Here is a 20,671-nt window from a genome sequence, read left to right as displayed (position 1 = left end):
GAAGCCGGCAGACTGGACGACGGTTTCCATGCAGGTTCAGGCTTCGGCGTCCTCACCCTTCTGGCCGCGCTTGTACGGCCCCTTTTCCTTCCACTTGAGCCGCACGGGAATGCCCGCCAGATCCAGATCCTCGCGGATGCGGTTCTGGAGGAAGCCCTCGTAGGCGCGGGTCACGAAGTCCGCGCGGTTGCAGAAGATGGCGAAGGTGGGCGGTGACGTCTCGACCTGCGTCATGAAGTACATCTTGAGTTTCTTGCCGTGGAAGTTCGGCACGCTCTGGCGCATCTGCCACACTTCCAGCCAGCGGTTGAGTTCCGCCGTGGGAATCCGGCTCTGCCACTTGGTGTGCAGTTTCATGGCCTCGGCTAGCATCTCATGAATGCCGTAGTCGTTGATGGCGCTGGTGTACACGCGCGGCGCGTAGCTGATGTGGTGCAGCTTCTGCTTCAGATCTTTCTCGGTGCTCTTCAGGTCTTCGTCGGGCACCAGATCCCACTTGTTCACCACGACGATCACGGGTTTGCCGCTGTCGTAGGCGAGGTTCGCGAGTTTCAGTTCGTGGTCGCCGAGTTCGGTGGCGTTCACGACCAGCCAGATCAGGTCGCTGCGGCCAATCGCGGCCTGCGAGCGCTGGATGGCGTAGTCCTCGATGGCCGTGTCGGGCTTCTTGCGGATGCCGGCGGTATCGACCAGCACGAAACGCTGCCCGCCGTAGTCCCACTCCACGTCCAGCGAGTCGCGGGTGGTGCCCGGCTGATCCGCCACGATGGCCCGGTCGCTCTGCGTGATGGCGTTCAGCAGGCTGGACTTGCCCACATTCGGCCGCCCGATCAGCGAAATGCGGATCGGCGCGATTTCCGGCACGTCCTCGTCGTCCTCGGGGAGGTGCTCCATGACGCGGTCGAGCAGCTCGTCCAGGCCGCGCGCGTGCTCCGCGCTGACGGGCACGGGGTCGCCGAACCCCAGGCCCCACAGCTCGGCCATGTACACGTCGTGCTTGGGCGAGTCGATCTTGTTGGCCACGATGATCACCGGCTTGCCCAGGCGGCGCAGCCATTCGGCGACCTCGTAATCGGCGGCCGAGAGGCCCTCGCGCGGATCGACGACGAACATCACGGCCTGCGCGCCCTCCATGGCCCACTCGGCCTTCTCGCGGATGGCCTGCTCCCACTCGTCCCCACTCCACAGCCCGCCCGTGTCGATCAGGACGATCCGGTGGTTCTGGTGCAGCATCAGCCCTTCCTTGGCGTCGCGGGTCACGCCGGGGAAATCGGCGACGACCGCTTCCCGGCGGCCTACGAGGCGGTTGAACAGGCTGGACTTGCCGACGTTCGGTCGGCCCACAATGGCTACTTTATGCATGTCAGACGCTCCTTGCGGTGTCGGCTCACCCCGGCGTCAGGGGGAACCGCCGAAACCTGCCCTCACGCTGAGGTCGCAGGCATAGACGTTCGAGTGTACAGGATCGGCGACAGTCATGGGCGGTCGAGGGCACAGTCGCTGGGCTGGTATGCAGGGCACGGCTATGAATGCACAAGCCGTTGACGGCCAGCACGTCGTTTTTCGGATGCTCCGGATGAAGTTGACAGGGGCTGCATACCGCGCTATCTTCAGTTCAACACCGCCGATGAGGCGGCTTTTTTATTGCCTGGCGAGACGAAGGCGTCTGTGGGGCAGACCGTATGCACATTGCCACCGTGAATCGGTTGTACAAGTCCCACCCACACGGCGGTTTTCGCTGCCACCGCATCAGGTTGACAGGTCGTGCATATCACGCTATATTTTCCTTATCACCGTCCGCGAAGGGCGGATTTTTCGTTTTGGCCCGTGTTCTGCTCTGTCGGCCTACGTCCTGTACGGCGTCGGGTGTAGCCTGCCGGACATGACGAAGCCGTCCTCTCCCCTGACGAGCGCCGCGTGGCTCCTTGAGCACGTGAACGATCCGACTGTACGTGTGCTGGACTGCCGATATGCCCTGAGCGATCCCCTGGTCGGGCGCATTGCGTACCTGGGCGGTCACATTCCGGGCGCCGTGTATGCCGATCTTGAAACCGATCTGAGCGGCCCGTTGCAGGAGAGCGGTGCAGGCGGGCGGCATCCGCTGCCCGATCCGGGCACGCTGGCCGCGTGGCTGGGCAGTGTGGGCATCGGCAACGACAGCGTGGTCGTGTGTTACGACGATCCCAGCACCGGCCAGGGCTTCTACGCGGCGCGGGCGTGGTGGCTGCTGCGCTGGCTGGGGCACGCGCAGGTCAGTGTGCTCGACGGCGGGTATCCCGCGTGGGTGGCCGCCGGGGGCCAGAGCAGTGCCGACGAGCCTGGGCCTGTGCCCGCGACCTTCACGCCGGACGTGCAGACGGAGATGGTCGCCACCGCCGCCGACGTGCAGGCCCTGCCGCCCGGCACGCTGCTGATCGACTCGCGCGCCCCCGCCCGCTACCGGGGCGAGGTGGAGCCGATCGACGCCAAGGCCGGGCACATTCCGGGAGCCGTGAACCGCGAGTGGGCTGGGGCGCTGGACGCCGGAGGGCAGTGGCGTCCGGCGAACGAGCAGGCCGCCCGGCTGGATGCCGGGAACGCCCCCACGGTCACGTACTGCGGCAGCGGCGTGAGTGCCACCCCGAACCTGCTGGCCCGTGAACTGGCCGGAGTGCCCCTGGGGCCGGACAACCGCCTGTACGCCGGGTCGTGGAGCGACTGGATCAGTCATGACGCACGGCCCGTGGCGACCGGCGACGAGTGAGAACGCGGTTCCTGCTGCTGGCGGGCGTGCTGGCCGCGTGCGCGTACACGCCGCCCCAGCCACCCTTTGCGGACGGAGAGGTGTTCGTGATACGTGGCACCACAGCGACCGGCGAGGCCATCTCGCAGACGTTCACGCTGCGGGGCGAGGCGAGCCAGTATGACGGTCGCTGGCAGTACGCGGCGGACGGCAGGGTGGCGGGAACGGCCGCGCTCCTCACGGATCTGACGCAGGAGCTGGTGGCCCTGGTGGACGCCTCGGAGGCGCTGGGCGCCCGTCCGGACGCGCGGGTGGTGGCGTGCGTCGTGGCCCCAGCCGGGCCCGGCTGGCGCAGCGCGGACGGTCTGCTGGTGCAGGGCCCACCGGACGCCATGCTGACCCTGGCCGACCGGGTGGACTGGTCGGCGGGCCTAGCCGGCGTGCGCGCCGTGGCCGGGGACAGTGGTACCTGCACGCTGACACGCGGGTAGCCGCTGGCCTGCCCGTGAGGGGGCCGGGCGGAGGTCACCCCTCCTGGCGGACGTTCACCGTTCCGTCCTGGAAATCCAGCGTCAGGGCCTGTCCGGCTGTGACCTGCGCGGCGCGGGTGACCGGTTGCCCGCCGGCGCCCCGCACCAGGGCGTAGCCGCGCGCGAGGGTACGTTCCGGCGTGAGCCCCAGCGCCTGACGCATCAGCGCGTCCACGTCTGCACGCTGCCGCTCGACCAGCCGGGCGGCGGCGTCACGGAGACGGTCGCGGGCCCACTGGGTGCGCGACTGCGCCTCCACATAGGCCTGGGCGCCGGAGGCGCGGATGGTGCGGACGTCCTGCGTGGCCTGCGCGGCGGCCGCCGCCACCGTCTGCACGATCAGGGCGGCGGCCTTGCTGGGCGTGTCCATGCGGGTGTGCGCGACCTCGTCCGGCAGGGTGTCGTCGCGCGCGTGGCCCAGGCCGGTGATGACCGGGGCGGGAAAGGTGGCCAGGGCGCGGGCCACGTCCAGGTCGTTGAGCCACGCGAGGTCCGTGACGGCGCCTCCCCCCCGGAGGACGACCAGCGCGTCGAGCGGCGCGTGGGCGTGCAGGTCTCGGGCCTGGGCAATGGCGCGGATCAGGCTGCCCGACGCCTCCCGGCCCTGGAAGGTGGCCTCCAGGTACTCGAAGTCGATCACCCCTGCAGCCTCCAGCGCGTCGGTCTCGCGCCGGAAGTCGCCCAGGCCGGCGGCGCCTTCCGGGGAGATCACGGCCACGCGCGCGTAATCGTCGGGTGCGGGCAGCAGGCGGTTCAGGCCGTACACGCCCTCACGGACCAGCGCCTCGCGCATGATGCCCAGGCGGGCCACCGCGTCTCCCAGCGTGAATTCCGGCGCGATGTCCAGGATGTGCAGCGAGAAGCCGTACTGCGGGTGGAACTCCGGCGTGCAGAACAGCAGCACCTTGAGCCCGGCCTCCAGCGCGCCGCCCGTGGCACGGCGGAATTTGCCCTCCAGCTCGTAGCGCTCCCGGGCCCAGACGGTCGCGCGGCATTTGGCGATCTCGCCGTCCTCGCCCAGTTGCACGAGGTCGAGGTACAGGTGACGCCGATCCGTCAGCGAGGCGATCTCGGCACGCACCCACACAGCCCCCGGTACTCCCCGCGCGATGACCGCGCCGACGTACTCCAGCACCTCCGACAGTTCCAGGAACTGCTCGGGCGGGCGCGTGACCTCGGCTTTCTTGCGGCGGCGGGTCACGGGCGGGCGTCCATCACAGGCGGGCTCCCAGCGTGCGGCCCACGAGGGCGGCCAGCACCCCCAGCCCCACGCTGAGCAGCGCATACGTCCCGGCCGCGCCCGCCCGGCCTCCCAGCAGCAGACCGTCGAGTTCCACACTGAAGGTGCTGAACGTCGTGAAGGCCCCCAGGAAGCCCGTCCCGAAGGCCAGCCGCGCCGCGTCGGGCCACATGCCCCGCCCGACCAGCGCGACGGTCAGGCCCAGCAGGAAGGAGCCCAGCACGTTGATCAGCAGCACCGCCACCGGAAAGCCTGCCCGAACCACCAGCGGGGCCAGCGCGACCTGGACGCCGTAGCGGGCGGCCGCACCCAGCGCCCCGCCCAGCATGACCCACCCCCACGCGTTCACGATTCCCAGGATAGGCCACGGGCCCACGCCCTACGATGCACACATGATCCATGCCAAGCACCTGTCGAACGGGGAGGCGCTGGACTGGGCCGGCGAGACCCGTGGCGTGTGGGTGGACGCCCGCGACCCCGACGCGGACGACCTCGCGGCCCTGCGCGTCGCCTTTCCCCTCAACCGCCTGGCGCTGGAGGACGCGCTGGAGCACGGGCACTGGAGCCGCGCCGAGCAGTACCCGGAGCACGAGTTCATCACGCTCCGGTCCTTCGTGCACCCGGAAACGCCGGACGAGTTCACGGAACGGGTCAGCGTATTCGTGTTCCAGGACGCGGTCCTCACGCTGAGCAGCGCCAGCACCCGCGCCCTGGACGCCGTGTGGCCGCTGGTGGGCCGCGAGGCCGTGAACACCCCGCACGAGGTCACGTACGAACTGCTGGATCACACGGCCGACACCTTCTTCGCCCTGGCGGACGGCCTGGAGGGCAAACTGGACGCCCTGGAGGAGCGCGTGTTCCTGAACGCCCGCGAGAACCCGGTGGCGGCCGTGTTCGAACTCAAGCATCTGCTGGCGCATGCGCGGCGGCTCGCCACGGACGCGCGCGAGGCGACGGCGCTCCTCGGCCGGCACGCGGACTGCTCACCGCAGGATCTCGTGCGCTACCGCGACGCGCAGGACTCGTTCACACGGGCCGCCGGGCGGCTCGACAGCCTGCGGGACTTCCTGACCAGCCTGCTCGACCTGCACCTGAACCTGCAGAGCCAGCGGATGAACGAGGTGATGCGAACCCTGACGGCCGTGAGCGTGGTGTTCCTGCCGCTGACCTTCCTGGCGGGCGTGTGGGGCATGAACTTCCATCACATGCCCGAACTCGCGTGGCCGTACGGCTACGCCTTCGCCTGGGGCAGTTTCCTGCTGGTGGGGGGCCTGCTCGCGCTGTACTTCAAGCGCAAGGGCTGGTGGTGAACCTCAGGGCGGGGGCAGCGGGCGGGCCAGTACCGCGTACACGGCCTGCGCGGGCAGGCTGAGCGTCTCCCGTTCCGGATAGCGCAGGGCCGTGAGCGCTCCGCCGAAGGCGCAGCCGGTGTCGATGTTCACGGTGTTCCCCACCCAGCGGGGGGCGGTATGCGGCGTGTGCCCGTACACGACCAGCGCGGCTCCGGCGTACCCGGCGGCCCAGTCGCGCCGCACGGGGAAGCCCAGTTCGTCGCGGGTGCCGTCCACATCGCCGAACAGGGCGAAGCTCCGTACCCGCCCGGAGGTGCGGCCGTGATAGGGCTCCGGCAGGCCCGCGTGCGCCACGACCAGCCGCCCGCCGTCCAGCACGAGGTGGCTGGGCAGACTCCCAATGAACGCGCGCACCTCACGCCGGAATGCGCTGCCGCCTGCCTCGATCTGCGCCAGGGTCGCGTCCAGGCCATGTACCAGTTTCACCGCCTTGCCGTCGAGCGCGCGGGCGACTTTCTCCTCGTGGTTGCCGGGCAGGCACAGCGCCGTGCCCGCGCTCACCATGCCCATGACCAGCCGCAGCACCCCGGCGCTGTCGGGGCCCCGGTCTACCAGGTCGCCCAGGAACACGGCCGTGCGGCCCGACGGTGGGCTGACCTGCCCACCGTCCAGGCAGTACCCGAGCCGCAGCAGCAACGCGCGCAGTTCCGACAGGCAGCCGTGCACATCGCCGATCACGTCGAAGGGGCCGGAGAGGTCGCGGCGATCCACGCGCAGGGGCACGGGCGTGACCTGCGCCGCGTTCACTTCAGCCTCCGAGCGCAGCGTCCAGACGTGGCGGAAGCCCTCCTGGGTCAGGCCGCCTTGCGTGCGGCGCAGATCCGAAAGCTGCCGCAGAATCACGTCCGACCCGAACGGGCGATCCGGGCGCGCCGCATGCCGGGCCTCCAGCACGGATCTGGGCAGGTCGAAGACGACCGCCACCGCCGGCAGGTCGTGCGCGCGGGCCAGCTGCACCAGCGCCAGACGGTCACGGGGCCGCACGGACGTGGCGTCGATGACCGTCAGGCGCCCCTGCGTGAGCCGGGCCGAGGCCGCACGGTGCAGGCTCCCGAAGGCCTCCCCGGTCACTGACTGATCTGTCTCGTCACCGCTGAGCCAGGCCCGCATGGCGTCGCTGCCGAGCACCTCGTCGGGCCTGAAGTGCCGCGCCGCGAAAGTGCTCTTGCCAGAGGACGACGCGCCGACCAGCACCACCAGCGACGGACTGGGCAGGTCGATGCGGGGCGGGGCGGGATCGGGCATCCGGCCCGATGCTCGCACACCGGGCGGGGCAGGGCGACGCCCTCATGGTGTTTCCGGTTCTGCCCGGTAGCATGCCCCCGATGAAGGCCGCCATCCTGACGGGCATCCTGACCCTCTGCTCGACGCCCCTAGCGGTCGCCCTGCCCCACACGGCCGACGGGTGGTACGCGCAGGGACAGCAGGAGCTGCGGGCCGGGCATCTCCAGGCCGCCGCCGCTGCGTTCGGGCGGGCCGCCGCGCAGAACCCCAGCGCCGCCAACTGGCGGGCCATGGCCGACGTCCTCGTGCGCCTGAACGACTTCCAGGGCGCCACGCAGGCCTACGACCGGGCCATCCAGGGCTACCGCTCCAGGGGCGACACGGTCACGGCCCGTGCGCTGGACACCCTGGCCGCTCCCTACCGACAGGACGCCGCGTTGTACGTGCTGAACGCGAGCACGCCCGCCCCAGCCCCCGCGTGCCAGCGAACGTTGGCAAAATTCGAACCCGCCACTGGCCTGTACCTGGGCACCTACGTGGATGAGCAGGGCGTCGGCCCGGACAGCACGCTGCGCCTGCCCGCCCCGCTGAACGCCGGGCTGGCCGTGTACTTCCGGTATTTCACGCTGCGCGCTCCCGGTCAGGGCGAGGCCTTTCCCACCCGCTTCGCGCAGGCGGTGAAGGCCAGCGGGGGAGCCATGCACGTAGCCCTGGAGCCGGGCCTGCCCCTGCGGCAAATCACGGAAGCGACCCTCCTGCCCTTCGCGCGGGCCGCCGCCGCCTCGGGCGTGCCGATCTTCCTGCGCTTCGCCGGGGAATTCAACGATCCCGTCAACGAGTGGAGCCGCGACCCGGCGCTGTACCGCGCGAAATTCCGGCTGGTGCACGACGTCATGGCCCGCGTCGCCCCGAACGTGGCGATGGTCTGGATGGTGATGCCCTCGCGGCTGGAGGTGCTCGACTCGTACTTTCCCGGCGACGACGCCGTGGACTGGGTGGGCCTGAGCCTGTACTCCGTGCCCTTCCAGAACGGCGACCGCGCCCAGCCGGGCCTGCGCGTGAATCCGCTGGACGTTCTGGATCCCATCTACCGCAAGTACGCCTGCGCGCACCCCATCCAGGTCAGCGAGTACGCCTCCGCGCACCGCAGCGGCGCGGCCCCCGGCGTGGACTACAGCGACTTCGCCACCCAGAAACTGCGCGAGATGTACTGGGGCGCGGCGCTCCGGTACCCCCGCGTGAAAAACATCAACTGGCTGAACATCGACATGCAGTCGAGCGCCTTCGTGCAGCCCCGCGTGCCCGCCCGCCGCAACGACTACCACCTGCCCGGCGTGCCCGCCAAGGAAGCGGCCTTCCGCGACCTGCTGGGCGTGGACACCTTCCGCAGAACCTTTGCCGCCACCGACCCGGTGCACGTGCCGCAGCCCTTCCCGACGCGGCTGCAACTGCGGGAAGCTCTACAGGGCGCGCTGTGGCTCAAGACCTTCGAGGTGCCCACGAAGCTCACCCTGACCCTCGACGGCCAGCCCGTGCCGGTCGACACCACGCTCCCCTACCGCTTCACACTGCCCGCCGGCCTGAGCCCCGGCACGCACACCCTGAGCATCACCGCCAGCGGGAGAGACGGAAAGCCGCTGGTCACGAAAGTGCAGACCTTCGACGTTCAACCCTGACGCTCGGCCTCCAGGCGCACCCGCACCACCCAGTCGCTCACAGCGTGGCGCACGGTATCCGGCACGGCGTTCGGGAGGTGGGTCATTTCTTTTGCGGCTCCCAGTTCCCGCACCAGCCGTTCATGTTCGGCGCGGTACGTGTCAAGCGGGTCGGGCAGGGGTTCTGCCTCACGCCCGGCGCGCTTCAGGGCGATCAGCTCCGATAGGAACGGCAACCGAACCTCGGCGTTCAGCACTTCCAAGTTCGCCTCGATCTCCCCAGTCCGCATCAGGTGGAGGCCGGTCAGCACGGTGCGGAAGGCGTACAGCAGCGGTTTTACACGGGGCACGTCTTCCCTCTCCAGCAGCGTCCACTGATTCGCCGTGAAGCCCAGGTAATGGTGCGCGTGCCAGCGCGTCAGCACGCCCGGCGCAAGGCTCAGAAGTTCCGCGTGCGCGGGCGAGGTGTGCACCACCAACGGCGAGAGCAGTTGCTCCAGCACGTACCCGTTGCGGGTCAGCAGCAGCCGCGCGAACTTGCAGACGTCGTGCGTGACCAGATCGAGTTCCACCACCCCGTCGTCCCGCTCCAGCGCGTAGGTTTCGGGCACCTCGTCCAGGCCCAGCACCTCCCGCAGCGGCAGCACGTGCACGCCGCGCAGATCCCAGTCGCTGTCGGGGCTGGGAAAGCCGTACAGGTGCGCGCCGCTCACCGTGGCGAAGACCAGCGGGAACGGGTGTTCTTGGACGGCTTCGGAGAGTTGGGGAGGATAAACAGTCACAGCGTCCATGATTCACTGTCTGGAAAACAAATGGACAGATCCTCGACATCTGCCCACACGTTCCACAGCCTGCATTGGCGCGCATCCAGACTGGACTCTCGCTGGCATGGATCGGCCAGTTACCACTCCAGCGCCGCCCGGCGTGCCCGCAGCAGCCACGCTTCGGCGGCGTCGTAGTCCGGGCGTTCGGGCAGGGGAGTGTCCGCATACGCCTGCTCGAACTCGCGGTGCAGATCCAGCTGCCATGTCTCGACCTGCTCCCAGGTCAACTCGCCGCGCTTGATGGCCAGCAGTCGGTCGCGGTGTGGGCCGACATTTACCAGCATCTCGCCGGTTCGGAGGAGCTGCGTGCCGCTCATCAGGAGCCGCAGCAGGTGCATGGCGTGCTTCCAGCGCACCTGCCCATGCTGACGTAGGTCGGCCTCAATTCGTTTGAACTGCCCGGCCACGTACCCGGCGTAGGTCTGATACACCAGCCGGCTCAGGAAGGCGGCGCGGATGTCCAGCAGTTCCAGGGCAATGGGCATGGCGGTGATGACCTGTGGACTGTGCAACACCTCCAGGATGTTCGGGTTGGCTTTCAAGGCCAGCAGCACGAACTTGCGGGCCTCCCAGTACACTTCCTCCCCGAACTCGAGTTGCTCGGGCACGCCGCCCAGGCTCCAGTCGTCACGGGCGGGCGGCAGGTAGAAGCCACGCAGATCGGTGTCCGACGCGTCCGTGTCGAGCCCGAAAGCGCGGCTCCCGGCCACGCAGCGGTACTGGATGAACGGCGTGAAGTCCCGTTCTACGTCTGGTAGGCGGTTCTTCTCGTGGCGGCGGAGGCTCAGGGCCGGCCGTGGCAGGCGGGCCTCGCTGCCGTCGAGAAAGCGCACGTGGTAGGCCTGCTGGGGGTCGTTGGGCACACGAACGATGGTGGCGACGCTGCCCACCGGCCGCCCATCCACCTCATGGCGAGTGACGACGCTGGTACCTATGGGCAGGAGCGGGAGGGTCATCATGGCTCCGTCACGTCGGCTGACATCTGGGGTCAGCGTACCCGGTGGTTCCTGCCACTGTGGCTTGGCCTGGACACGTCACCAGAAGATGACAGAATGCCTGTGTCCGTGAGCTGAGCCTGAAGACTATGAAGCCGAGCGTTCCTGAAGACCAAGTTCCGAGCACCGGGGGTTCCGTATGCGTCATTCCGTGAAAGCTGTCCTGACCGCCACCCTGTCCCTTGCCCTGCTGTCTACGGCAGGCGCGCAATCCTCCCGGCAGAGCACGCTGGTGATCGGCGGGGATTTCAGCGACCTGATCACCCTGGATCCTGGCGTGTCGTACGAGTTCAGCGGGTCGCTGGTGACCGGCAACCTGTACGACACACTGGTGGCCTACGAGGGCAACAACCTCTCGACCCTCAAGCCCCGGCTGGCGTCGAGCTGGACGGTCGCGCCTACCAGCACGGGCTCACGCCTCACCTTCAAGCTGCGCGACGCGAAGTTCAGCAGCGGGCGGCCGGTCACGGCAGCGGACGTGGTGTACTCGGTGAACCGCGTCATCAACCTGAAAACCCCGTCCAGCTTCCTCTACACGGACGTCGCGAACCTGAAGGTCGGCAGCGTGAGCGCTCCTGACGCCAAGACGGTCGTGATGGACATCCCGAAGACCGCGAACCCGAACATCGTGCTGGCGCTGCTGACCTTCAACATCGGCGGCGTGATCGACTCGACCGAGGCCAAGGCGCACGAGACCAATGGGGACTTCGGCAGCGCGTGGCTCAAGGACCACTCGGCGGGCAGCGGGCCGTTCATGCTCAACCGCTGGGATCGCAGCGCACAGGTGGCGCTGGACGTGAACCCCAACGCCTTCCGCCGCTCGGTGAACATCAAGCGCGTGATCCTGCGCTACATGCTGGAATCCAGTGCGCAGCAGTCCGCCATGAACAGCGGCGAGATCGACGTGGCCATGAACTACACCCCGGACGCCTTCAGGGACGTGGTGGCCGCGAAGAAGCTCAAGTCGCAGAAGGCCGATTCGTTCATGCTGGCGTACCTGGGCATGAACTCCGCCAAGGGCATGCCGTTCGAGGACGCCCGCGTGCGTGAGGCCGTGCGCTATGCCATCGACCAGGACGGCATCATCTCGGGGCTGTTGCAGGGCCTTGGCCGCAAGACCCAGACGATCATTCCGATCGGTCTGGCGGGCAGCGATCCCAAGATCTACTACCCCTACGATCCGGAGAAGGCCAAGGCGCTGCTGAAGGCCGCCGGCAAGGGCGACGGCTTCAGCGTGGACTTCTTCGTCAGCACCGGCTCCTGCGCGGGCGGCGTGCCCTGCGCCGACCTGGCCGCGAAGGTGCAGGCCGACCTGGCGAAGGTGGGCATCAAGGCGAACATCAAGCAGATGGTGAACAGTGAACTGCTCACCGCGTACCGCGCGCAGAAAGCCCCGCTGGTGCAGGTCTCCTGGAGCCCCGACTACCCCGACGCGGACGGCAACGGCACGCCCCTGGCGGACTACAACGCCAAGTCCCTGGCGTGGCGCAACGGCTGGCATAACGCCGATGCCAGCAAGCTCGCGCAGAGCGCCGCCATCGAGACCGACGCGGCCAAACGCCTGAACATCTACAAGCAGCTCACCGCGCTGATGGTCAAGGAAGGCCCCTTCTCGATCCTGTACCAGCCCAGCCGGCCCATCGTGATCCAGTCGAACGTCAGCGGCTTCAACCAGAACGCCAACGGTGACGTGCAGTTCGAGAAGATCAGCAAGAAATAACGCGGGCCGGGTGGCGTCGATTCCTCCGTCGCGTTCGTGGCGGAGGGATTGGCGCAGCTCCACCCACCCATAAGGAGCCCCTTTGCTCGTTTACATCGTGCGGCGCGTGGCGCTGATGGTCTTTGTGCTGTGGGGCGTGACGCTGGCCGCGTTCGTGATCTCGCACGCCCTGCCGGCCGACCCGGCGGCGGCGGCGCTGGGCAACAATGCTCGTGAAGAACAGCTCCAGGCCTTCCGGGTTCGGAACGGGCTGGACCGGCCGCTGGCGGTGCAGTACGGCATTTACATGGCCCGGCTGGCGCAGGGGGACATGGGGGCGTCGCTGCGGACGCAGAACCCGATCACGTCGGATCTGCGGCAGTTCTTCCCGGCCACGCTGGAGCTCACGCTGGGCGCGGTGGTCTTCGCCCTGGTAATCGGCCTGCCGCTGGGCGTGGTGGCGGCGCTCACGCAGGGCCGCTGGCCGGATCTGGTGGCGCGGACCTTCGCGCTGCTGGGCGGGGCGACGCCCGTGTACTGGCTGGCGATCCTGGCGCTGAACGTGTTCCACGAGAAGCTGGGCTGGTTGCCGGGACCGGGCCGGCTGGACGCGTACTCGCTGCCGCCGCCGGTGAAGACCGGGCTGGTGACCATCGATTCGCTGTTGGTGGGTGACCGGGAGGTGTTCGTGGACGCGCTGCGGCACCTGATCCTGCCGGGGCTGGTGCTGGGCATGTACTCGGCGGCGCTGCTGACCCGCATGACCCGCAGCGCCCTACTGGAGGTGCTGTCCCAGGATTACATCCGCACGGCGCGGGCCAAGGGCCTGACCAGGGCGCGGGTGATCGGGCAGCACGCCATGCGCAACGCCTCGCTGCCGATCCTGACGGTGCTGGGCAGCCTGTTCGGGTCGCTGCTCACAGGCGCGGTGCTGACCGAGACGATCTTCTCGTGGCCGGGCATCGGCGGGTACGCCACGACCTCGGCCATCAGCCTGGATTTCCCGGCGGTCATGGGCGTCACGCTGATCGCGGGGCTGGCGTATTCGGTCGTGAACCTGCTGGTCGATTTGCTGTACGCGTTCTTCGACCCGAGGATCAGCTTCTCGTGACGGCCGCGACCTCTCCCCTGCCGGCCGCGGCCGGGAACGCGAACTGGCGGCGCTTCCGGCGCAATCCGGGCGCGATGATCGGGCTGGTACTGCTGGTGCTGCTGGTGGTCGCGGCCCTGATCGGCCCCGCGCTGACTGGCGATCCCAGCGCGCAGAACCTCGGCGCCCGCCTCCAGGCACCGTCGGGCACGCACGCCCTGGGCACGGATCAGCTCGGGCGGGACGTGCTGGCCCGCGTCCTGAACGGAGCGCGCATCTCGCTGGGCCTGGGCGTGAGCGTCATGCTCGCCTCGCTGCTGATCGGGTCTGCGGTCGGTCTCCTCGCAGGCCTGCGCGGCGGCTGGACCGACGAGGCCCTGATGCGCGTCACGGACATCTTCCTGGCCTTCCCCAGCCTGATCCTGGCCATGGCCATCTCGGCGGCGCTGGGACCCAGCCTGACGAACGTAATGATCGCCGTGGCGCTGGTGTCGTGGCCCACCTACGCGAGACTCATCCGCGCGCAGGTGCTGGCCCTGCGCGAGCGCGAGTTCGTGGAGGCCGCCCGCGCCCTGGGCAGCAGCCAGTCCCGGATCGCGCTGCGGCACCTGCTGCCCAATGCCCTGGCCCCACTGCTGGTGCAGGGCAGTTTCGACGTGGGCAGCGCCATCCTGACCGCCGCCGGACTGGGCTTCATCGGCTTCGGCGCGCAGCCTCCCACGCCCGAGTGGGGCGCGATGGTCAGCGAGACGCGCAACTACATCGGGCCGGCCCCGTGGGCGTCGAGCACACCTGCCATCGCCATCCTGCTGACCGTGCTGGCCTTCAACCTGCTCGGGGACGGCCTGCGGGACGTGTTCGACCCGAGGAACACCCGCTAGGCGCATGAACCGCACGGATCGCCTGCTGGCCGTGGTGCTGGAACTCCAGGGCCGCGAGTGGGCGACCGCGGCCGCCCTGGCGCGGCAGTTCGGCATCAGTGAGCGCACCGTGTACCGCGACGTGCTGGCGCTGAACGAGGCGGGCGTGCCGGTGCTGAGTGTGCCGGGCCGGGGCTACGCGCTGATGCCGGGCTACTTCCTGCCGCCCCTGCACCTGAGCGTGCCCGAGGCCGTGATGCTCTCGCTGGGCGCGGACGCCATGCGCGCCGCCTTCGATACGGAGTACGCGGGCGCGGCGGACTCCGCCCTGAAGAAACTCACGGCGGCCCTGCCGGAGGGCCGGCGAGAGGAGGTCGCGGCCCTGCGCGCGAACCTACGGGTGCTGCCCGTCCAGGACGATGGGGACGCGGAGGCGCTGTGGGTGTTGCGGGGCGCGGTGCTGGCGGGCCGGGTGGTGGAGTTCACGTACTTCAAACCGAGTGCCCCTCCGGAACGCCGGCGCGTGTATCCGCTGTCGCTGGTCTTCCTGTACGGCGCGTGGCTGCTGGGGGCCTTCGACCCGGCGCGCGCGGATCGGCGGACCTTCCGGCTGAGCCGCATGGATGACCTGCACGTTCGACCCGACACCTTCGAGCGTGATCCCGGCTGGCACACCGGCCCCGAACCCCAGCGGGAAGGCCGGAACGTGACGGTTCGCCTGCGGTTCGACGCGGGGCTGGAGCGTCCCCTGCGCGAACGGCCGAGCTTCTACCAGACGGCGGCACGGCCCACGCCGCGGGGGCTGGAGCTGACGCTGAGGGTGCGCGATATCCGCGACATTCTGGGCTGGGTGCTGTCGTGGGGCGCAGGCGTGCGGGTACTGGAACCCCCGGCACTGGTGGAAGCGGTGCGGGCGGAGGCGCGGGGAATGCTGGAGCCTTCCCGAGCGCACTCCTGACATAGGGCTGTCACTAGTGACCGGCACCATGGGGGCATGAAGACAAACCTGTCGTTCGTGACACTGCATACCGCCGATTACGCCGCCGCCCTGGCCTTCTTCACGGACGTGCTGGACTTCGAGGCGACTGAAACCCGTCCGGGCGCGACGGCCTTCGTGCAGGCGGGCGGCGCCGGGCTGGCCCTGCGGAGCACCGGGGGACTGACGCCGCCGCTGGGCACCGGCGTGACCGTGTACTTCACGGTGCCGGACCTCCAGGCGTTCCATGATCAGGTGGTGGCGCGCGGCGCGACGGTCAGCGAGCCGCTCCATGACATGCCCTTCGGGCGGACGTTCACGGTGCAGTCGCCGGACGGGCACCAGCTCGGCTTCTGGCAGGAACCGGTATGAGCAGGGCGGTGTCAGTGGTGCTGCCGGTCACGCCGCCTTTCGACTTCCAGAAGACACTGACCTTCCTGACCGGCTTCCCGCCCATGCAGGGCGAACAGGGCACGGGCGGCGAGCTGCGGAAGGCGACGCGCCTGGATGGGCAGACGGTGGGGTTCGTGGTGCGGCGGAACACGGAAGGGCTGAACCTGACCCTCCACCCGGAACGCCCGCTGGACGGAGCACAGGTGCGAGCACTGCGGGATCGGATCGCGTTCTTCCTGGCGACGGACGTCGACCTGGCGCCCTTCTCCGCGCTGGCCGACAGAGATGAGGCGTTCCGGCCTGTGCTGAAGGAACTGCATGGCTTTCACCAGCCGCGCTTCCTGACACCCTTCGAGGTGGCGTGCTGGGCGATCCTCACGCAGCGGCAACCGCTGGCGCAGGCGCGGCACATGAAGCTCGCGCTGGCCGTCGCGCACGGCGGCGCGTGGGAGGATCACCCGGCCTTTCCGGAACCCGCCGACCTGGCTGACCTGAGCGAATCGGACGTCCATGCCCTGGTGCCGAACGAGCGCAAGTCCCGCGCCCTGCACGCCGTCACGCAGGCCTTTCAGGGTGTCCGAACCGCCGATCTGGTCGCCGCGCCGTACGACGAGGTGAGGAACTGGCTGCTGGGCATCCACGGCATCGGGGAGTGGAGCGCGCTGTTCATCCTGCTGCGCGGCCTGGGGCGCGTGGAACGCCTGCGGGTGGCCGCGCCGGACAGCGCCTTCCTGCAGGAACTGCGGCGCGCGGCCCGGCCGGTGTACGGTGACCTGACCCCGCAGGAGCTGTGGACGCTCGCCGACCGCTACGGCGACCAGCAGGGCCACTGGGCCATCTACCTGCGCAGCCGCAGCGCCCTGATCCCGCACCAGGAGAGTGCCGCATGACCATGAAGCTCAATTACATCGGGTTCACCGTCTCGGACATGGAGCGGGCGCTGGCGTTCTACCGGCTGCTGGGCCTGCCCATTCCGCAGGACATCCCGGTCGAAGGCCACGTGGAGATCGAGGTGGACGGCCTGCGGATCGCGTGGGACAGCGAGGCGCTGCTGCGTGACCTGAGCCCCGAATGGACGCCGCCCAGCGGGACGGGCCGGATCGGGGCGGGCGTGCAGGCCCCGTCGCCTGCCGGGGTCGATGACGTGGCCGCCCGCCTGCGCGCCGCCGGGTACGCCGTACCAGAACCCTTCGATGCGCCGTGGGGCCAGCGGTACCTGACGGTGACCGACCCCGACGGCACGCCAGTTGACGTGTTCGCGTGGCTGCCTGGGAGCGACACGGGCCACTGAGCGTTCCGGAACCGCGGGCTATGCTGCGCCGGTGGAGCGGCGCGTGTGAGTGGCATCGTGTGGCTGGCGCTGGACGGCGTCGGCCACCCGCTGGATGCCCCGCCGGGCAGTGTGTGGGAGCAGCACCTGCCCACGCTGCGGCCCCTGGTGGATGCCGGGCGGGCGCTGGACGCGACGCTGGATGTGCCGGGCCTGCCGCAGTCCGGTACCGGCCAGGCCTGCTGGCTGACCGGCACGGACGCCGTGGCCCTGATGGGCGAGCATTACGGGCCGCACCCCGGCCCCACGCTCCAGAAGCTGCTGCGGGAGCGGTCGCTGCCTGTGCAGCTGGCCCAGGCGGGCGCGCGCATCGCGCTGGCGAACCACTATGTGCCCGCGTACTTCGAGGCGCAGGCCGCGGGGCCGCGCCGCAACCGCGTGGGCTGCTTTCCCTTCTCGTTCCAGGCGGCGGGCGCGGAGCTGAATCCACCGGGCGTGCCGGGGGTGGGGGCCACGCTGGGCCTGAATTTCCGCACGCCGTGGGAGCCCGTCCAGCCGCTGGATGACGTGACGCGGCTCGGGACAGCCCTGGCAGGTGCAGCGCCAGCGTACGACCTCATCACCCTCGACCTGTGGTTCAGTGACCTGCTGGGCCATGAGGGCGCCGCTCCGCTGCGGCCGGAGGTGCTGGCCGCCGGGCGGGCCTACCTGCGCCGGGTGGACGCGCTGCTGACCGGCCTGCTGGAGGCGGGCGCGCGGGTGGTACTGAGTTCCGATCATGGGAACCTGGAAGATCTGCGGGTCAAGGGGCATACCGTGGCGCGCGTACCCTTCTGCGGTTCGGGCGTGGAACTCGGGTCGCCCGACACGGTGGTGGAGGGTGGCACGGTCATCGCAGGGTGGTTCGGGATGGAGATCGTGGAGAACGCAGAATTTTAACCGAGGGCACCTTTCGGGGCTGAAGTTATCCACAGGCTTATCCACAATGCCTGTGGATAAGCTGTGGAGAACCGGGCGAAGCCACCCCTTCCGACGGGCACTGGATGCCGTCCTGCACGGCATCCAGTGCCCTTGACTGGTAGCGTTCCACAGCTTCCGGAGTTATCCACAGGCCCGCGTTTCACTGTGGATAACTCTCGGGTTCGGGGTTCCGATCGGCCGTCCGGACGGCCTGCACAAAGGCGCGCACGGCAGCTTCATCCTTCACGCCGGGTGAGCGTTCCAGGCGACTCACGGCGTCCACCACCGCCGGCCTCAGCTCGCGGATGGCGGCCCCCACGTTCGCCGGCCCCAGGCCCCCGGCCAGCCATGTGCCGGGTGGAAAGTGCGGGCGCAGCGCGGCCCAGTCGAGCGGCACGCCGCCGCCGGGTTCGGGCGCGTCCAGCATCAGGGTGACGCCGGGCACGCCCGTCCACACGTCGGCCTCCGCCGCCAGATCGGCGGGGCGCACGACGCGCAGAACGGGATAATACGTGGCAACCCCCTCCACGTAAAGCCTGGACAGCGGGCCGTGCATCTGCACGGCGGAGACGCGCGCCGCCTCGGCCGTGCGGAGTACGTCGTCCAGGCCCTGGTTCATGAAGACGCCCACCCGCGCCACCGCCGGCCCGACGCTCAGGCCCGCCTCGCGCGCCACCAGCGGTGTCACGAGGCGTTTGCTGACGGGCGCGAAGATGAAGCCCAGGGCGTCCGCCCCCGCCTCGGCGGCCAGCACGGCGTCGTGCACCGACGTGGTGCCGCAGACCTTGATGCGGATCATGAACGGGTGCCTGGGGCCGACGCTTCGAGTTCCGCCACGCGCGTTTCCAGGGCGCGTACCTGCCGGGTCAGCGCCAGCAGCAGCAGCGCGTAGTGGTCGTACAGTTTCGGGCGTTCCATGCGCGTCTCACCGGCCATCCAGCCGCCGAGCAGCCGCTCCGCTCCCGCCAGAACCTCGGCGTCGGGCACGTCGCGCCAGGAGCGGCCTCCCAGGAGTTCCTGCGCGAAATTCAGTTCACGGTCGCTCACGGTGTCACTCCGCGCCCGGCGCCGACCCGAAGGTCTCACGGGCGGCCATCACCTGCGCGTGGTGCCGCTGTGCCCACTCCCATACCGGGCAGAACGCCTCGCTGAGGCTCAGGCCCAGCGGCGTCAGGGCGTACTCGACCTTGGGCGGGATCACCGGGTACACCGTACGGGTCAGCAGGCCGTCGAACTCCATCTGCCGCAGGGTCTTGGTGAGCATCTTCTGGCTGATGTCGCCCACCCGCTCGCCCACCTGCGTGAAGCGCAGCGTGCCGTGCTCCTCCAGCACCTCCAGGATCAGCAGCGTCCACTTGTCCGCCACGCGGCCGATCATCTCGCGCACCAGCGCCTCGATCTCCGGCGTGGCTTTCGGCCACGGTTCGCCCACCGGGCGGTTCATCACGACATTCGCCATGTCGGCACTATAGGACGTGCGCGGCCTTACTTCCCGAAAGAGAGTGACTCGGGACGGCCAACCCCAGCCATTGTGCCGATGCGCCCGAGCGCCCGCACCTTCACCCTGGGGGCATGAGCACGCCGCTCCGCGAGACGACGCTGCACCTGCTGTTTACGCGCAGGGCACAGGCGGCGCTGCACACCCTGACCACAGACCACACCACGTATTTCGGCGCGAACGTCACCGAGGTCGCCGTGGGCGCTGGCCTGGCCGGCTGGCCACTGCGCCGCCTGCACTTCAAGACCCTGGGCGAGGAGGGCGGCGTGCGGCAGACCGAGAGCGTGTGGCACCTCGACGCGTGGCCAGGCACAGTGCCAGACTGGCAACCCGGCGCCGAACTGCCGCAGCACGCGCAGCCCTGGCTTCAGACCGCCCGCGCACCGCTCCGGAGCGTGCCGTGGATGCAGCCGGGCTGGTTCGCCGACGCGCTCGCCTGGGTGGACGCGGAACTTGCGGCGCAGGATCGGCCACGCACGGACGAGCCGGTCGTGCTGAAGCACTGGCAGATCAGCGCCCTGTGGCGCGTGCCCACCGGCAGCGGCCCCGTGTACTTCAAGGCCGTGCCCGCCTTCTTCAGGCGGGAGGTCGAGGTCACGCCCGTGCTGGCCCGCGACCTTCCGGGAGCCGCGCCGCCCGTGCTGGCCGCCGACACGGCGCGCGGCTTCCTGCTGCTGGACGACGCCGGAAGGGAAGTCAGCGAGGCGCCCGACCTGAACGCCCTGATGACCCAGGTGGCGCGGCTCCAGCGGGCCAGCTCGCCCCTGCTGTCCACGCTATCCCTGCGCACCCGGGGGCCGGAGTACGTCCGATCCTGGCTGAACCGCCTGCTCTCCGAGAAGGTGCTGCTGACCGGCCAGGAGGGCGGCTTCACCCCCGACGAGACGCTGCGGCTGCGTGCCCTGCAGCCGCACCTGGACGCCACCCTGACCCGCCTGAGCGAGGATCCGCTCCCGCGCACGCTGGGGCACGGCGATCTGCACGGCGGGAACGTGACCACACGGAACGGCGGCTTCACGCTGCTCGACTGGTCCGACGTGTGCGCCACGCATCCCTTCCTGGACGTGAACCCGGCGTATTTCTTCCCCTGGCAGGTCGATCCGCCGCCGGAGGCCCTAGCCGCCGCGCGCGACGTCTACCTGCAGGAATGGGCCGACCTGGCGCCCCTGGACGACCTGCGATCCCTGTACGCGGACGCCCTGGTCTGCGGAGAACTGTTCCGGGCGCTGGGCTACGTGGACGGCCTTCAGGCAGAGGTCGAGGACAAGGCCGAGTGGAGCACCGCCCACCTCGATCACCTGCGCCGCGTGCTGCGGCTGAGCGAGGGGCAGGGCTGGACGTGGGTCCCGTGATCCGGTGGCCTGAAGGCCCTTCCCACGCCGC

General features: G+C 69.6%; 22 protein-coding genes. 13 read left to right on the top strand and 9 right to left on the bottom strand.

Going from position 1 to position 20,671, the window contains the following annotated elements; translation table 11 throughout:
* Positions 1-36: 36 nt before the first annotated feature.
* On the bottom strand, positions 37-1,362 hold the full coding sequence (gene der / locus E7T09_RS17305) for a ribosome biogenesis GTPase Der (protein WP_136390442.1): 1,326 nt from the start codon (positions 1,360-1,362) through the stop codon (positions 37-39).
* A 520-nt stretch (positions 1,363-1,882) separates the two neighbouring features.
* Between der and E7T09_RS17300 the strand changes: the two genes are divergently transcribed.
* Together E7T09_RS17300 and E7T09_RS17295 are read left to right on the top strand one after the other, a co-directional pair.
* Positions 1,883-2,743: a sulfurtransferase gene (locus tag E7T09_RS17300; RefSeq protein WP_136390441.1), complete on the top strand. Its 861-nt coding sequence runs from the start codon at positions 1,883-1,885 to the stop codon at positions 2,741-2,743.
* Positions 2,740-3,213 (top strand): hypothetical protein, encoded by a 474-nt coding sequence (locus E7T09_RS17295; RefSeq protein WP_136390440.1) that lies wholly within the window; start codon positions 2,740-2,742, stop codon positions 3,211-3,213. Before E7T09_RS17300 ends, E7T09_RS17295 begins: the two co-directional genes overlap by 4 nt.
* Before the next feature lie 34 nt (positions 3,214-3,247).
* Here the strand turns inward: E7T09_RS17295 and xseA are convergent, their stop codons facing one another.
* Positions 3,248-4,453 (bottom strand): exodeoxyribonuclease VII large subunit, encoded by a 1,206-nt coding sequence (xseA, locus tag E7T09_RS17290; RefSeq protein ID WP_240741861.1) that lies wholly within the window; start codon positions 4,451-4,453, stop codon positions 3,248-3,250.
* A gap of 13 nt (positions 4,454-4,466) precedes the next feature.
* Positions 4,467-4,820, bottom strand: a complete 354-nt coding sequence (locus tag E7T09_RS17285) for a CrcB family protein (RefSeq protein WP_136390554.1) — start codon at positions 4,818-4,820, stop codon at positions 4,467-4,469.
* Positions 4,821-4,884: 64 nt separating this feature from the next.
* Between E7T09_RS17285 and E7T09_RS17280 the strand changes: the two genes are divergently transcribed.
* Positions 4,885-5,802: a magnesium transporter CorA family protein gene (locus E7T09_RS17280; RefSeq protein WP_136390438.1), complete on the top strand. Its 918-nt coding sequence runs from the start codon at positions 4,885-4,887 to the stop codon at positions 5,800-5,802.
* A 3-nt stretch (positions 5,803-5,805) separates the two neighbouring features.
* Here E7T09_RS17280 and E7T09_RS17275 read toward each other — a convergent pair whose 3' ends face one another.
* Positions 5,806-7,089, bottom strand: a complete 1,284-nt coding sequence (locus E7T09_RS17275; RefSeq protein ID WP_136390437.1) for an AAA family ATPase — start codon at positions 7,087-7,089, stop codon at positions 5,806-5,808.
* Between the two features lie 80 nt (positions 7,090-7,169).
* Between E7T09_RS17275 and E7T09_RS17270 the strand changes: the two genes are divergently transcribed.
* The gene (locus tag E7T09_RS17270) at positions 7,170-8,744 is read left to right on the top strand and encodes a hypothetical protein (RefSeq protein ID WP_136390436.1); all 1,575 of its coding nucleotides are present in this window, start codon (positions 7,170-7,172) and stop codon (positions 8,742-8,744) included.
* Here E7T09_RS17270 and E7T09_RS17265 read toward each other — a convergent pair.
* Together E7T09_RS17265 and E7T09_RS17260 are read right to left on the bottom strand one after the other, a co-directional pair.
* On the bottom strand, positions 8,735-9,505 hold the full coding sequence (locus E7T09_RS17265) for a DNA polymerase beta superfamily protein (protein ID WP_240741860.1): 771 nt from the start codon (positions 9,503-9,505) through the stop codon (positions 8,735-8,737). The genes E7T09_RS17270 and E7T09_RS17265 overlap by 10 nt on opposite strands.
* 119 nt (positions 9,506-9,624) lie before the next feature.
* Positions 9,625-10,503: a DNA polymerase beta superfamily protein gene (locus tag E7T09_RS17260; RefSeq protein WP_240741859.1), complete on the bottom strand. Its 879-nt coding sequence runs from the start codon at positions 10,501-10,503 to the stop codon at positions 9,625-9,627.
* Positions 10,504-10,693: 190 nt separating this feature from the next.
* Here E7T09_RS17260 and E7T09_RS17255 point away from each other — a divergent pair, with 190 nt between their 5' ends.
* From E7T09_RS17255 to E7T09_RS17220, 8 genes are all read left to right on the top strand, one after another.
* Positions 10,694-12,262: an ABC transporter substrate-binding protein gene (locus tag E7T09_RS17255; RefSeq protein ID WP_240741858.1), complete on the top strand. Its 1,569-nt coding sequence runs from the start codon at positions 10,694-10,696 to the stop codon at positions 12,260-12,262.
* 82 nt (positions 12,263-12,344) lie between these two features.
* Positions 12,345-13,352: an ABC transporter permease gene (locus E7T09_RS17250; RefSeq protein WP_136390432.1), complete on the top strand. Its 1,008-nt coding sequence runs from the start codon at positions 12,345-12,347 to the stop codon at positions 13,350-13,352.
* Positions 13,349-14,212 (top strand): nickel transporter permease, encoded by an 864-nt coding sequence (gene nikC, locus E7T09_RS17245; RefSeq protein ID WP_136390431.1) that lies wholly within the window; start codon positions 13,349-13,351, stop codon positions 14,210-14,212. Before E7T09_RS17250 ends, nikC begins: the two co-directional genes overlap by 4 nt.
* A gap of 4 nt (positions 14,213-14,216) precedes the next feature.
* A complete protein-coding gene (locus tag E7T09_RS17240) occupies positions 14,217-15,149 on the top strand; it encodes a YafY family protein (protein WP_136390430.1) in 933 nt (310 codons plus the stop codon).
* 36 nt (positions 15,150-15,185) lie between these two features.
* The gene (locus E7T09_RS17235) at positions 15,186-15,539 is read left to right on the top strand and encodes a VOC family protein (RefSeq protein WP_136390429.1); all 354 of its coding nucleotides are present in this window, start codon (positions 15,186-15,188) and stop codon (positions 15,537-15,539) included.
* Positions 15,536-16,450: a DNA-3-methyladenine glycosylase gene (locus E7T09_RS17230; protein ID WP_136390428.1), complete on the top strand. Its 915-nt coding sequence runs from the start codon at positions 15,536-15,538 to the stop codon at positions 16,448-16,450. The genes E7T09_RS17235 and E7T09_RS17230 overlap by 4 nt, the downstream gene beginning before the upstream one ends.
* Complete coding sequence (locus E7T09_RS17225; protein ID WP_136390427.1) at positions 16,447-16,851, top strand: VOC family protein; 405 nt, start codon at positions 16,447-16,449, stop codon at positions 16,849-16,851. Before E7T09_RS17230 ends, E7T09_RS17225 begins: the two co-directional genes overlap by 4 nt.
* 45 nt (positions 16,852-16,896) lie before the next feature.
* Positions 16,897-17,769 (top strand): metalloenzyme domain protein, encoded by an 873-nt coding sequence (locus E7T09_RS17220; RefSeq protein WP_136390426.1) that lies wholly within the window; start codon positions 16,897-16,899, stop codon positions 17,767-17,769.
* A 181-nt stretch (positions 17,770-17,950) separates the two neighbouring features.
* On the opposite strand, the gene E7T09_RS17215 is transcribed toward E7T09_RS17220, so the two are convergent.
* From E7T09_RS17215 to E7T09_RS17205, 3 genes are read right to left on the bottom strand one after another with little or no spacing between them, the layout of a single operon-like run.
* Positions 17,951-18,589 carry a phosphoribosylanthranilate isomerase gene (locus E7T09_RS17215; RefSeq protein WP_136390425.1) on the bottom strand — a complete coding sequence of 213 codons (639 nt, stop codon included), beginning with the start codon at positions 18,587-18,589 and terminating at the stop codon, positions 17,951-17,953.
* On the bottom strand, positions 18,586-18,837 hold the full coding sequence (locus E7T09_RS17210) for a hypothetical protein (protein WP_136390424.1): 252 nt from the start codon (positions 18,835-18,837) through the stop codon (positions 18,586-18,588). Before E7T09_RS17210 ends, E7T09_RS17215 begins: the two co-directional genes overlap by 4 nt.
* 4 nt (positions 18,838-18,841) lie before the next feature.
* A complete protein-coding gene (locus E7T09_RS17205; RefSeq protein WP_240741857.1) occupies positions 18,842-19,249 on the bottom strand; it encodes a helix-turn-helix domain-containing protein in 408 nt (135 codons plus the stop codon).
* A gap of 113 nt (positions 19,250-19,362) precedes the next feature.
* Here E7T09_RS17205 and E7T09_RS17200 point away from each other — a divergent pair, with 113 nt between their 5' ends.
* Positions 19,363-20,640, top strand: coding sequence for a phosphotransferase (locus E7T09_RS17200; RefSeq protein ID WP_136390423.1), 1,278 nt, complete (start codon positions 19,363-19,365; stop codon positions 20,638-20,640).
* The last annotated feature ends 31 nt before the right edge of the window (positions 20,641-20,671 follow it).

Source organism: Deinococcus sp. KSM4-11, assembly GCF_004801415.1.
Taxonomy (GTDB): domain Bacteria; phylum Deinococcota; class Deinococci; order Deinococcales; family Deinococcaceae; genus Deinococcus.
The sequence above is the reverse complement of the archived record's forward strand: the minus strand, read 5'-3'. Positions and strand labels throughout refer to the sequence as shown.